Annotated in this window: 11 protein-coding genes; all 11 read right to left on the reverse strand. The window is 61.5% G+C overall.

Going from position 1 to position 13,683, the window contains the following annotated elements; genetic code table 11:
• Positions 1-146: 146 nt before the first annotated feature.
• Positions 147-2,993 carry a translation initiation factor IF-2 gene (gene infB / locus QEZ49_RS12800; protein ID WP_280387454.1) on the reverse strand — a complete coding sequence of 949 codons (2,847 nt, stop codon included), beginning with the start codon at positions 2,991-2,993 and terminating at the stop codon, positions 147-149.
• A 38-nt stretch (positions 2,994-3,031) separates the two neighbouring features.
• On the reverse strand, positions 3,032-3,673 hold the full coding sequence (locus tag QEZ49_RS12805; protein ID WP_083509674.1) for an RNA-binding protein: 642 nt from the start codon (positions 3,671-3,673) through the stop codon (positions 3,032-3,034).
• 32 nt (positions 3,674-3,705) lie between these two features.
• On the reverse strand, positions 3,706-5,400 hold the full coding sequence (gene nusA, locus QEZ49_RS12810) for a transcription termination factor NusA (RefSeq protein WP_280387457.1): 1,695 nt from the start codon (positions 5,398-5,400) through the stop codon (positions 3,706-3,708).
• A gap of 4 nt (positions 5,401-5,404) precedes the next feature.
• The gene (rimP, locus tag QEZ49_RS12815; RefSeq protein WP_068462151.1) at positions 5,405-6,037 is read right to left on the reverse strand and encodes a ribosome maturation factor RimP; all 633 of its coding nucleotides are present in this window, start codon (positions 6,035-6,037) and stop codon (positions 5,405-5,407) included.
• Between the two features lie 245 nt (positions 6,038-6,282).
• Positions 6,283-6,972 carry a tRNA (guanosine(46)-N7)-methyltransferase TrmB gene (trmB, locus tag QEZ49_RS12820; RefSeq protein WP_280387459.1) on the reverse strand — a complete coding sequence of 230 codons (690 nt, stop codon included), beginning with the start codon at positions 6,970-6,972 and terminating at the stop codon, positions 6,283-6,285.
• 261 nt (positions 6,973-7,233) lie between these two features.
• Positions 7,234-8,442, reverse strand: coding sequence for a methionine adenosyltransferase (gene metK / locus QEZ49_RS12825; protein WP_280387461.1), 1,209 nt, complete (start codon positions 8,440-8,442; stop codon positions 7,234-7,236).
• 152 nt (positions 8,443-8,594) lie between these two features.
• On the reverse strand, positions 8,595-9,053 hold the full coding sequence (locus QEZ49_RS12830; protein WP_068462145.1) for a helix-turn-helix transcriptional regulator: 459 nt from the start codon (positions 9,051-9,053) through the stop codon (positions 8,595-8,597).
• Between the two features lie 144 nt (positions 9,054-9,197).
• A complete protein-coding gene (gene lnt, locus QEZ49_RS12835; RefSeq protein ID WP_348534827.1) occupies positions 9,198-10,901 on the reverse strand; it encodes an apolipoprotein N-acyltransferase in 1,704 nt (567 codons plus the stop codon).
• 65 nt (positions 10,902-10,966) lie between these two features.
• Positions 10,967-12,079, reverse strand: coding sequence for a hemolysin family protein (locus QEZ49_RS12840; protein WP_280387465.1), 1,113 nt, complete (start codon positions 12,077-12,079; stop codon positions 10,967-10,969).
• 11 nt (positions 12,080-12,090) lie between these two features.
• The gene (gene ybeY, locus QEZ49_RS12845) at positions 12,091-12,675 is read right to left on the reverse strand and encodes an rRNA maturation RNase YbeY (protein WP_280387466.1); all 585 of its coding nucleotides are present in this window, start codon (positions 12,673-12,675) and stop codon (positions 12,091-12,093) included.
• A gap of 9 nt (positions 12,676-12,684) precedes the next feature.
• Positions 12,685-13,605: a PhoH family protein gene (locus QEZ49_RS12850; protein WP_173954760.1), complete on the reverse strand. Its 921-nt coding sequence runs from the start codon at positions 13,603-13,605 to the stop codon at positions 12,685-12,687.
• Positions 13,606-13,683 lie beyond the last annotated feature (78 nt).

Consider the following 13,683-nt stretch of genomic DNA (forward strand, 5'->3'; position numbering starts at 1 on the left):
GAACCGCCACTGGCATCGAACAAAATGCCTGTGCTCCCATTGTACGGGCACAGGCCACGAAGCCGGCTCGGCACCGATGACGGTTGCCAGCCTAGCCTTTCAAACTCTTCCCGCCCGCTAAAGCGGACGGGAAGAAATATCTATCGTCAGAGCGTGCGCTGCACCTTCTCGATGGTGAAGCATTCGATCTGATCGCCAGCGCGCATATCCTGGTAGCTGGAGAACGCCATACCGCATTCCTGACCGGCCGGCACTTCCTTCACCTCGTCCTTGAAACGACGCAGCGTCGAGAGGGTACCCTCGTGGATCACCACGTCATCGCGGATGAGACGCACCTTCGCGCCGCGCTCCACCTTACCTTCGGTGATGCGGCAACCGGCAACCTTGCCCGTCTTCGTGATGTTGAAGACTTCGAGGATCTGAGCCTTGCCCAGATAGATCTCGCGGATGGTCGGCTCCAGCAGGCCGGACATCGCCGCTTTCACGTCATCGATCAGGTCGTAGATGATGTTGTAATAGCGGATCTCAATGCCATCACGCTCAGCGAGCGCCTTGGCCTGGGCATTGGCGCGGACGTTGAAGCCCACGATGACAGCCTTCGAGGCACTGGCAAGCGCCACGTCGGACTCGGTGATACCACCGACGCCGGAGTGGACGATCTGCGCAGCGACTTCATCCGTTCCGAGCTTGCGCAGCGAACCGGCGATAGCTTCAACCGAGCCCTGCACGTCACCCTTTACAAGCAGCGTGAAGTCCTTGCGGCCAGCTTCCTTAAGCTGCTGCATCATCTGCTCAAGCGTGCGGGCAGAGCCAGCCGAGCCGAGCGCATCGCGGCGCTTGCGGACACGGTAATCGGTGATCTCGCGGGCGCGGCCTTCGTTCTCGACGACAGCGAACTGATCGCCAGCTTCCGGAGCGGAGTCGAAGCCCAGGATCTCAACCGGAACCGACGGACCGGCCGCAACCGTATTGGCGCCACGGTCATTGATGAGCGCGCGCACACGCCCCCAAGCCGTACCGGCCACAACGATGTCGCCAACCTTCAGCGAGCCGCGCTGAACTAGCACGGTGCCCACAGGGCCACGGCCGCGTTCCAGCTTGGCTTCGACGACAATGCCTTCCGCCGAGCGATCGGGGTTGGCCTTGAGGTCGAGAATTTCCGCCTGCAGATGGATGGCCTCAAGCAGCTTGTCGAGGTTCGTGCGCTTGAGCGCCGAAACTTCAACATCCAGCGTGTCACCCGAGAGGCTTTCCACGACGATCTCGTGTTGCAGCAGCTCGGTCTTCACACGGGTCGGATCAGCCTGCGGCTTGTCGATCTTGTTGACCGCCACGATGATCGGCACACCCGCCGCCTTGGCATGGTTGATGGCTTCCACCGTTTGCGGCATCACGCCGTCATCCGCAGCTACCACCAGCACGACGATGTCGGTCACCTTCGCACCACGCGCACGCATGGCGGTGAACGCCTCGTGGCCCGGCGTATCGATGAAGGTCACCTTCTCGCCGGACGGCGTCGTCACCTGATAGGCGCCGATGTGCTGGGTGATGCCACCTGCTTCACCGGACACGACGTTGGCCTGACGAATAGCATCGAGCAGCGATGTCTTCCCGTGGTCGACGTGGCCCATGATGGTGACAACAGGAGCACGCGACTCCATTACACCTTCATCGTCCTTTTCGCCGATAAAGCCGGTTTCAACGTCAGCTTCCGAAACGCGACGCGGCGTATGCCCAAACTCCTGCACGATGATCTCGGCCGTATCGGCATCGATCACATCGTTGATTTTGTGCATCGCGCCTTCTTTCATCAAATACTTGATGACGTCGACGGCACGCTCGGTCATGCGGTTGGCGAGTTCCTGAATTGTGATCACTTCCGGGATCACAACCTCACGCACGATCTTCTCGCGCGCCTGCGAAATGCCCATCGCCTTGAGCTTTTCGCGCTCGCGCTTACGACGCAGCGAGGCGAGCGAACGCTCACGCTGCTTCTCGTCGAAGGCGTTGTTGATCGTCAGCTTGACGCGCTCGCGCTTCTCGTCCGGCTTGACGGCAGGCGTGCGGACACCGGGCTTGCTATTGCGATTGCCGCCCTTGGCACCACGATTTTCGTCATCGTCATTCTTCTGCGGCGGCGGTGCAACGCGATTGACGCGCGGCTTCGTAACTTCCGGCTGCGATACCTCGGCCGGCTTCGCTCGCGAATGCAGCGGCAGATCGAGCTCACGCGGACGTCCGCCCTCGCGCGGTTGCAGCGCGGGGTTATACGACGCGCGCTGACGCGGTGCCGAATGATCACGGTCACCACGATCCCCACGGTCGCCACCGCGATCCGATGCCGGACGCGGAGGACGACCACCGCCAGATCCCGCAGGCCCGCGGCCTGCGTAACCCTGCGATGTGCCAGACGAAGATGACGGCGCACCACCACGGCGATCGGGCGCACGGGCAGGTTCTGCTCTTGCAGCCGGAGCTGGGGCGGGCGCGGGAGCTGGGGCCGGTGCGGGCGCAGCAGCGGGCGCCTTCGCTTCCGGCTCTACCGGTGCGGCGGGTGGCGGCGGCGGAGCTGCGGCTGCAGCAGCGGCACGCGCGGCAGCTGCCTTGCGCTCTTCTTCGGCGCGATGCTCAGCTTCCTCACGCTCACGGTCATCGCGCTCACGGGCTGCGGCCAGGGCACGAGTCCGGGCATCGCGCTCCTCGTTCGAGAGACCACGTCCCTGTGAGGAGCGATCAGCAGCCGGAGCACTTTCAGCACGGGCCGGCCTGCGCGGCGGAGGCGTAGTCTCAGAGGCTGGTACGGGCGAAGTGCCCCCCGCCTCGGCCGGACCAGCCAGCTTACGCGTCTTGCGCTTTTCGACGACAACCGACTTGGAACGGCCGTGGCTAAAATTCTGCCGGACATGGCCGCTCTCGACCGTCCGCTGCAGGGACAGTGGCTTGCGCCCGCCTCCCTGGAGGGTCTTGTCGGAGGTGTCCTTGGTTTCTGTCATGCTGTGCTCGTTCGACTCCGAAGATCCGCATCCTGCCTTCAGGATACGTTTAAGCCAGACCGATAGCGCCTCAAGCGCTCAGCCTGGCCAAGAAACGTTTTCGTGGCTCCGCCTTGTATGAGGCCAGCATGTACCACATTTGACCGCCCCATGGCCAAGCTCAATTGTTCGATGGTGAGCCAATCAACAATGGTTGAAGGCTTTTCCTTATCCCGTTGGATGGCCGAATACTTGCGGTCAAGCTTTCGCCGGCCTTCTGCGGTGCCATCGCTACCGTGCAAAATCGCCACGGCACGCCCACTATCCAACAGCTTCTCGACCTTTTCGGCCCCCGTGACAACCAGCCCCGCCTTATTTGCAAGGGACAACGCACTCACCAGCCGCGCCTCAAACAGCGCGTCGATGCGCTCCGGCAGGTCTTCTGCCGCTTTCACCTGCCGCTTCAGGCCCTTGGCGAACGCGTTTGATTTGACCGCAGAACGAACTGCGTCGCGTTCGCAGGCAACCCATACCCCGCGACCGGGGAGCTTGCAGGCCACGTCGGGTACGATTTCACCCGCCGGGTCAGCAACAAAGCGGATCAGATCGTCCGGAGCAAGCTCACGGCGCGTGGCGACACAACGGCGGAGCGAACCCCGCACCTCGTCATCGTCCGCATCTTTGAGCGCCTTCGAACCCAATCCGCTGCTCCTTTCCCGGCCTGCATCTCAAATCAGCTTTCGGCGCCGGTGGTGTCACCGGAACCATCGGCCACGGCTTCGGCTGCGTCTTCCGCGTCAGCCTCGCCCTCAGCAAATTCTTCGCCCTCAACCGGCTCATCAACGACTTCAGGCTGCAGATCCTCAGCCGAAATCCAACCAGCCAGAACGCGGGCCGACATGATCATGTCTTCCGCTTCCTTGCGGCCGACATCGAAGCTGTCGAGCACGCCCTTGTGACGCACCGGCTCGGAATCCTTGTCCTTCTTGCGCTCCGTCCATCCGATCAGATCATCGGTTGCGCAGTCGGCCAGATCCTCAAGGGTCTTGATGCCATTCTCGCCCATCGCCACCATCATGGCGGTGGTGACACCGCTGACCTTGGCAATCTCGTCGTCGACGCCAAGCTCACGGCGGCGCGCATCACGATCAGCTTCCTGCTTCTCCAGGAACTCGCGCGCACGTGTCTGGATCTCGTTGGCCGTATGCTCGTCGAAGCCTTCGATATTAGCAATCTCTTCAAGGTCGACGTATGCGACCTCTTCAATCGACGAGAAACCTTCGGTGACGAGAAGCTGTGCGATCACCTCGTCAACGTCGAGGGCGTCCATCAGCATGTTGGACCGCTCGGCGAATTCCTTCTGGCGGCGCTCGGACTCTTCCTGCTCGGTCAGGATGTCGATATCCCAGCCGGTCAGGTTCGAAGCCAGACGCACGTTCTGGCCGCGGCGGCCAATCGCAAGCGACAGCTGGCTCTCGGGCACAACCACTTCAATGCGGTTGGAGTCTTCGTCGAGAACAACCTTGGTCACTTCAGCCGGAGCAAGAGCGTTCACGATGAAGCTCGCCGCTTCCGGATTCCACTGGATGATATCGACCTTCTCGCCCTGCAGCTCGTTCACAACGGCCTGCACGCGGCTGCCGCGCATACCGACGCACGCACCGACGGGATCGATAGAGCTGTCCTTGGAGATAACCGCGATCTTAGCGCGGCTACCCGGATCGCGGGCGACGGACTTGATCTCCACCACGCCGTCATAGATTTCCGGCACTTCCTGCGCGAACAGCTTGGACATGAACTCAGGCCGGGCGCGCGACAGGAAGATCTGCGGGCCGCGCGGCTCGCGGCGCACGTCATAGATATAAGCGCGGATACGGTCGCCGTAGCGCACGTTCTCGCGCGGGATCATCTCATCGCGCCGGATGATGCCTTCAGCGCGGCCAAGATCGACGATGACGTTGCCGTATTCGACACGCTTCACCGTGCCGTTGACGATCTCGCCAATGCGATCCTTGTATTCATTGAAGTGACGCTCACGCTCGGCTTCGCGCACCTTCTGCACGATCACCTGCTTGGCGTTCTGTGCAGCAACGCGGCCGAAATCCAGCGGCGGCAGCGGCTCAGCAATAAGGTCGCCGATCTGGGCGTCCCCGTTGCGGCGCTGCGCATCCTCAAGGTTGATCTCGGTGGAGTCGTTCTCAACAACCTCAACCACTGCAAGCACGCGCGAAAGGCGGGCTTCGCCGGTCTTCGGATCGATCTCGCAACGGATATCGTTCTCAGCGCCGTAACGCGATTTGGCAGCCTTCTGGATGGCGTCTTCCATCGCCTCGATAACGATCTTGCGATCGATCGATTTCTCGCGCGCAACCGCTTCGGCGATCTGCAGCAGCTCCAGCCTGTTTGCGCTGACACCAGCCATAGACATGGTCTTATTCCTCCTCGGACTCCGTCACCGGCGCTTCTGCGCCATCGGAGAGTGCCTTACCTTTTTTTGCGCGGCTCAGAGCCTCGCGGATCAAATCGTCGGTCAACATCAGTCGAGCTTCGTCGATCAGGTTGACAGGAATACCGATGACAGCCTTGCCGGTGTGCTCAGCGAACTTGCCGGCAGCGCCCAGATCCACTTCGATGCGCACCTCGCCGTCCTCGAACCCTTCGAGGAAGCCACGGAAACGCTTGCGCCCGTCGATCAGCTCCTTCAGCTCGATCTTGGCCTCATGGCCGGCCCAGTCCTCGAAGTCGGAAGGGCGCACGAGTGGGCGATCAATGCCGGGCGAAGAAACTTCCAGCCGATACGCGCCATCGATCGGATCGTGCACGTCAAGAAGCGGCGAGACCTCCTTCGAGATTGTCTCGCAGTCATCGATCGTCATCGACCCGTCCGGGCGCTCAGCCATGATCTGAACTGTATTGCCGTCCTGCCCCGTGATGCTGACACGCACGAGCCGGAAACCCGCGCCTTCAAGCGCCGGTTCGATCAGTTCGGCGATACGCGCAGCAGACCCGCTCTCCGAAAAGAAGCGATCCGTTGCAACGGCCTTGTCACTATCGTTTGTTTTCAATGTGTTAACCGGGCAGCTTCGCTGTACCGTCAGCGCAATACAAAAAGAGCGGACCCGGCGGGCCCACTCCTGACAGTCAAGATGATCATGAGCGTGCGGATACTACGGGATCACAGGCTAGCTTGCAAGTGGGGACGAATCGTCAGCCTGCAACCCGCGCCTCACTTCTCAGGTAGCTACCCCCAGATAGTGCTTACTCTTTAATAAACAATGATTTACGCGCCAGTCGTTGCCTGACGCTCTTGTCACACCCGCCGAAAACGCAGGAAATAGCGTCGGCGCCCCTCACGCACGGCTTTCGCCTCATAACGCGTCTGCGGCCAGTCATCGCCACGCACCCGCCAGTCGTCGGGAGTGTCCGCCAGCCATCGGAAGCCGGCATGGCCTCGGAACGCCATCAAGATGGTGCGCAGATAATCACCGATGTCGGTGGCGATGCGCAGCTCTGCACCGGGACGCATGGCACGAGCCAGCTCGTCCAGCAGCGCGGGATTGATCAGCCGACGCTTCACGTGCTTGCGCTTCGGCCACGGATCGGGAAACAGGATGAACGCACGTGCGAGGCTTGCGGGCGGCAGCCATCTCAACACCGCGCGCGCGTCCTCGTCGCTGACCCGGACATTGCGCAGGCCGAGCGTATCGACAGCCGACAGAACCTTGACGACGCCTTCCTCGAACACTTCGCAGCCGATCAGGCCCACATCGGCATTCGCCTGAGCCTGCCAGATGAGATGCTCACCGCCGCCAAATCCGATCTCAAGCCACACATCCTGAGGCGCGTGCGGGAACAGTTGCCCGATCGGTTCAGGTGCGGCATCGGCCAAAGGAAGGGCCAGTTTCGGCAGCACTTCGTCCAGCAGATGCTGCTGACGCGCGCTGAGTGTACGGCCGCGTCGACGGCCGAACGAACGCAACTCGTGCTCCGGACGGGTCAACGTTTTGCTCCGAAGAGTGTGGGGTTAATCGGCAGCGGAAACCTAGAGCCTTTCAGCGTTTCGTTGAATCGCGGAACGGCTCCAGATGTTGTTTTGTCGTGCTGCTGGTCGGAAAATCGGTTCCCGCTTTTCCGGCAGCACTCCGGGCGAAGTGCGCCAATCCTGTACCGCCGCGCATGCTCTTCAAACCAGAGCACTGCAAATCAATGCAAAGCAAGTAGAGACGGCGGCGGCTGACCGCCACCGTCTGCAAGCGTAAGATCAGGCAACCGCCTTCTTGATCGCATCAACCAGGTCGGTCTTCTCCCAGGAGAAACCACCATCGGCTTCCGGCGCACGGCCGAAGTGACCGTAGGCAGAAGTCCGCGCATAGATAGGCTTGTTGAGATCCAGATGCGTGCGAATACCGCGCGGCGACAGATCCATCACCTCGCCAAGCACCTTTTCGAGCTGAGCCTCATCGACCTTGCCAGTGCCGTGCGTGTCGACATAGATCGACAGTGGCTTGGCAACGCCGATCGCATACGACAGCTGAATGGTGCAGCGATCAGCAAGGCCTGCCGCAATCACGTTCTTGGCCAGATAGCGCGCTGCATAGGCCGCCGAACGGTCCACCTTGGTGGAATCCTTACCCGAGAACGCACCGCCGCCATGGGGCGCAGCGCCGCCGTAAGTGTCGACGATGATCTTGCGCCCGGTCAGGCCGCTGTCGCCATCCGGACCACCGATGAAGAACTTGCCGGTCGGGTTGATGTGCCAGACGGTGTCCTTCGAGATCCACTCAGCCGGCAGCGCCTTGCGAACGTAAGGCTCAATAATCTCGCGGATCTGCCTGGAGGAAAGATCCTCCTTGATGTGCTGATGCGAGACCACGATCTGCGTTACGCCGACGGGCTTGCCGTTCTCGTAGCGCACCGTAACCTGGCTCTTGGAGTCAGGCCCGAGCAGCGCTGCGTCACCTTCCTTCTTGTGACGGGCGGCCGCAAGATCACGCAGGATATTGTGCGCGTAGTAGATCGGCGCCGGCATCAGTTCCGGCGTTTCGTTGCAGGCATAACCGAACATGATGCCCTGATCGCCCGCGCCTTCTTCCTTGTTGTCGCCCGGCTGCAGCGCATCGACGCCAGCGGCAATGTCAGCTGACTGGGGATGCAGCAGAACTTCGATGTCTGCCTTGTCCCAGTGGAAGCCGTCCTGCTCATAGCCGATGTCACGGATCGCCATGCGCGCAACGTGCGCAATCCAATCCTTGGTGACCGTCTCAGGGCCACGGGTTTCGCCAGCGATCACAACCTTGTTCGTGGTCGCGAGCGTTTCACACGCAGCGCGGATCGCCCACGGATCGATGCCTGCCTTCGGCCCTTCCCGGAAGAACAGATCAACGATCTCGTCGGAAATGCGATCACAAACCTTGTCCGGATGTCCCTCGGATACAGATCTGCTGGTGAAGAGATATGATTGGCGTGACAATCCGGGCCCCTCGTGTGCTTCGGCGGCGTCTACTTAAAACGCTGGGTTTGTCTCAAGCTTTTCCAGACGGGTCAAGGGACGTGGGCGGACGTGGCGCAACCATGCCCCAACCAGCAGGACACTGAACATCCAGCTAGAAGATATTGATTTGCTTATTCAGCCTGAACGGTTTCGCCAGCGAATGCGCGAACCAGATCGACGATGGAGCGGCGCACGCGGGGGTCAGTGATGCGCGCAAAAGCCTTATTCAACTCAAGCCCTTCACGGCTTCCGAGAAACTCCACAGCGTAGCTTTCGGCGGGACGTTCGCCAAAGCCTGCAACCGCATCTGCACCGCCGGCAGCCAGCTCTTCATAAAAGAACTGCACCGGAACACCCAGCACCTGAGAAAGGTCAAACAGTCGGCTCGCGCCTATCCGGTTGATGCCCTTTTCGTATTTCTGGATCTGCTGGAACGTCAGGCCCAGATGCTCGCCAAGCTTCTCCTGGCTCATCCCAAGCAGCATACGGCGCAAGCGGACCCGCGCACCAACGTGGACATCTACAGGGTTGGCACGACGCGAACCGCGCTCCTCAACCCCGAGCTCGCCCAATCCGTTTTCTCTCGACATTCCCATTTACCTTCAAGGCCGCATCAGATCAGCGGCCACCTGCATTGACGTGCCGAACGTCAGCGGATTCCAAAGATGCGCCGCCTACGTCCCAAGGCTTTATGACTACTGCCATCCCACGGAACAATAAGCAAATTGTCCTCATCAACGTTTCGAAAATCTGAGCATAAGAGCAACGCCAAAACCGAGTGCGGCCAACAGTGCGAATATGCCGTCTCCGTATCGAGCATAGATTGGGGATGCGGCCGCCTTCGGGACGTTACTGTCCAAAACGCCGCGCACATTCAGCCCAAGCATTGCGACAACACGCCCCTGGGGGTCGATGACTGCAGAAACCCCGTTGTTGGCCGCCCGGATGATTGGCAGCCCCTCTTCGACTGCGCGCACCCGGGTTTGATGGAAGTGTTGCCATGGCCCCGTGGTGTCACCAAACCAACCATCGTTGGTCACGTTCACCAGCAAACCAGGCCGCGTTGCCCCTTGCACGACCTCCGAAGGAAAGATTGCCTCGTAGCAAATCAGCCCACCAACCGGCGGCAGCCCTGGAACCTGCAGCAGTGGCCTCGGCTGTTGACCAGCGGAGAACCCACCGCGCCAACGGGTCAATTGCTCAAGGCCAATACTCTCCAAAAGCCGCTGCATTGGCAAGTATTCGCCAAACGGTACCAGATGAATTTTATCATACAGCGCGTGTAAACTTCCGTGGCCGTCAAACACCATCAGGCTGTTGTAGCCCTCACGCGCCGCCGCACCATGGCGCGGCAATTCCGCTCCGCCTTCAGGACGCGCAAGCCGCAAGGCGCCCGAAAGAAGATGCAGCGTATCCGGCAACATGAAGCCGATAGCTTCCAGCGCCTCGGGGTGTTCCAGCGGCAGAAACGGCATCGCCGCTTCGGGCCAGATCAGATGCGTAATGCCCGCCAGATTGTCGACGCGGCCGGTAGGCCCGGTCAGCGACAGCGAAAGCTGATCGTCGAAAATTTCGCGCTGCTTGTCCTGTCGCCACTTGTCCCGCTGAGGAACACTGGCCTGCACTATGCGCACGCGCACCCCCTCAAGCATCGCCGGGGGAGCGTCGGCCAGGCGCCATGAACCGACCGCATGCAGCACCGCAATAGGCCCAACCGCGATTGCCAAAGCTGCAAGGATCGCGCGGGCCGATATCAGATTTGCGCTGCGGCCGGCGCTTGCCGCAGTTGCCGACGGCGATGGCTCAATGGCCTTGGCGGCATCCGCAATAAGCACCAACGGCGCGGCAAAAATCACCACAGCCAGCAGCGTCAGGCCATAGATCCCGAGCACCGACGCCGACTGCATCAACGGCACAGGCCAGGTGAGCGCATAACCAATGACGTTCCAGGGGAAGCCCGTGAGGATGTGGCCACGCAGCCATTCCGTTGCGCCCAGCGCCACCGCAAGCATCAGCACGCGGGCGATTCCACCGCCCCACAATAGGCGGGCAAAGCCGGTGGCCGCGCCCATGAACAGCGCCAGCCCAGCCGGCAGCATCACGACGGCAAACGGCAGCAGCCAGGCGAATTTTTCAGCTTCGACGAGGAATGCCTCGCCAATCCAGAACAGCCCGACCAGGAAATAACCGAACCCGAACCACCATCCGGCTGCTGCCGCCGATCGGAACAGCCGCCACCGCGATGCGTCTGGCTGCGGCGGCTGAACGCCATCCACCGACCACACCAGGATAGGCAGCGTGATGAAAAGCACGGCCGCGACATGGAACGGCGCCATCGCCAAGGCGGAGATAGCGCCGACAACCAGCAGCAAAGCGGCGCGACGCCAGCCGCGCAGATCGGCGACCGAGGCAGCCACCCACCCCAGCGCGCCGACAATGCGCGCCGGAAATCCGCTTGCGCGCGAACCGCGGCGGGCCTGTCCTGAAGCCGCCCCTGCCAACTTCACCCTTTATCCGCGCTAGGCTGCGGCGCCGCCAAAGCCCGCGGCTGATGGATTTTCACCTTTTTCAGACGGCGCGCGTCGGCATCCAGCACCTCGAGCTCAACGCCGCTGGGATGACGGACATGCTCGCCCCGCACTGGAACGCGGCCAAGCAGCGAGAACATCAGGCCGCCCAGAGTGTCGATGTCCTCTTCCTCGTCCGGCGTCAGCAACTTGATGCCAAGGTGCTTTTCCAGCTCCTTCACCGGCGTGCGCGCCGAGGCGACAAGTCCGAGCTTTGGCTCGCTGACGATGTAATCGTCCTCGTCCACATCGTGCTCGTCCTCGATCTCTCCGACGATCTGCTCGATCAGATCCTCGATGGTGACGAGGCCGTCCGTGCCGCCGTATTCGTCCACGACCAGCGCCATGTGGATGCGCGTCGCCTGCATGCGGATGAGCAGGTTGGTTGCCGGCATCGAAGGCGGCACATACAGCACCGGGCGACGGATTTTCGCTGACGTAATCGGCCGCGAGAGATCTACGCTGCCGAAGTCGAGCATCGGCGGTTCCGCGTTGCTGTCGTCGCCGTTCTTTTTGGCCGGAGCAGGGGCCTTATCGTCGGCACTGGCGGCTTCGGCTGACAATTCCGATGCTGACGGAGCAATCGCTATCGCTGAGTTGACGGCGTCGTTGGCCGCCTCCTGCGTAAGCCAGCGGAACAGATCCTTCACGTGGATCATGCCGCGCGGATCATCCAGCGTCTCACTGAACAGCGGGATGCGCGAGACGCCTGCCTCGCCAAACGTGCGCAGCAGTTCCGCAAGGGAATCGCTTTCTTCAAGGGCAATGATATCGGCGCGCGGCACCATGATATCGTCGACGCGCTGACCGCCGAAGCGCAGCAACCTGCGCAGCATCTCGCGTTCTTCATTGGAGAACGCCGCGGCCTCAGCTTCTGCCTCGCCCTTGAGATCGGCCTCCAGCATTTCGCGGAGGCTGGGGGAGCGCAGGCCGATGCGGGTGAGCAGCGTGTTCAGCAGGCTCTGCGTGCTGCTACTCTGCGGTTCCGTGGTCGAGCTGGAAGCGGTGGCGCTTTCAGAAACTTCCCTGGGGGAGTGGGAGTTACTCATGGCTTTTTGCATCAACTCCCCTGCTCGCGGGAATCCGCCAGTTCCTCTGCCGCAGCATAGGGGTTGGCAATTCCAAGGCGCGCAAGAATTTCAACTTCCAAGCTTTCCATCGCGTCGGCTTCCTCGTCGGTTTGGTGATCATAACCCAGCAAATGCAGCAATCCGTGCACAACCAGATGCTGCATGTGATGTTCTAGCGGAATCTTTAGATCGGCCGCCTCACGCTGCAGAGTTTCAACGGCCAGGATGATGTCGCCCAGAAACGGGGCCGCATCTTCACCCTCGATAGAAGGCGGCGGCGGAGCTGGGAAAGACAGCACGTTCGTTGGCGTTGGCTTGCCGCGATAGTCTGCGTTGAGGCCTGCCACCTGCGCATCATTCGACAACGCCAGGCAGACCTCGCCGCTTTCGATGGCCATATGCTCGGCCAGCGCAGCGCCCGAGCGGGCGACTAGCGCCTCGACATCGGGCACGCAGGTCCAGTCGCCGTCTTCGTGCACGACGTCGATCTGAAGACCTATCGGAGGCTCTTCGGCCTGAGGCTCACCCGAATGGTTAACGGGCAGAGTAGTTGAACTGGAGTTTGAAGCTGGCATGGCCGGATTTTACTTCGGCCGATCGTAAGCTTCAACGATGCGAGCAACGAGGTCGCGGCGAACCACGTCCTTGCCGGTAAACCGCACCGCCTCGATGCCCTGGACACCGTCCAGCAGGCCGACCGCCTCCTCAAGCCCGGATTTCATGCCGGACGGCAGGTCGATCTGGCTGGGATCACCCGTCACCACCATTTTCGAGTTCTCGCCCAGACGGGTCAAAAACATCTTCATCTGCATGCTGGTGGTGTTCTGCGCCTCATCGAGAATGACGCAGGCATTGGTCAGCGTACGGCCGCGCATGAACGCCAGCGGTGCGATCTCGATGGTGCCGCTTTCCAGATCGCGCTCCACCTTTTCGGGCGGCAGCACGTCATAAAGTGCGTCGTACAGCGGCCGCAGGTAGGGATCGACCTTGTCGCGCATATCGCCGGGTAGAAAGCCCAGCCGCTCGCCCGCTTCAACCGCAGGACGCGACAGAATAATGCGCTCCACCATGCCCCGTTCGAGGCAATGCGCGGCGTAGGCCACCGCGATATAGGTTTTACCGGTGCCGGCAGGACCGATACCGAACACGAGATCGGATTGGTTCAGGGCGCGCATATATTCAGTCTGGGTGGTCGTACGCGCCTTGATGACGCGCTTGCGCGTCGCAATCTGCGCCTGCCCATCGCCCGGAACCTCGGCCTCGCGCACATGGCGGATCAGGCCATCGAAATCGCCCGGACCGATCGGCTCGCCTCTGGCGGCGCGCTTGTAGAGAGCCTCCAAAACCGAACGGGCGGTTTCGCAAGCTGCCTCCGGGCCGCTCAGCGTGACGAGATTGCCGTTGGCATGCGCCTCGATCCCGAGACGGTCCTCCAGCAGTGCCAGATGGGCATCGAATTCGCCCAACAATCGAGTGAGATGTCGGTTGTCCTCAAATGGGACCACAAGACGCTTGTTGGCGGGTGCCTGAACCTTAGGTGACCGCCCCGGTCCAGCGACCGGATTCCCGCGAAATGCTGCCAA

This window comes from Hyphomicrobium sp. D-2 (genome assembly GCF_029872155.1).
Classification (GTDB): Bacteria; Pseudomonadota; Alphaproteobacteria; order Rhizobiales; family Hyphomicrobiaceae; genus Hyphomicrobium_A.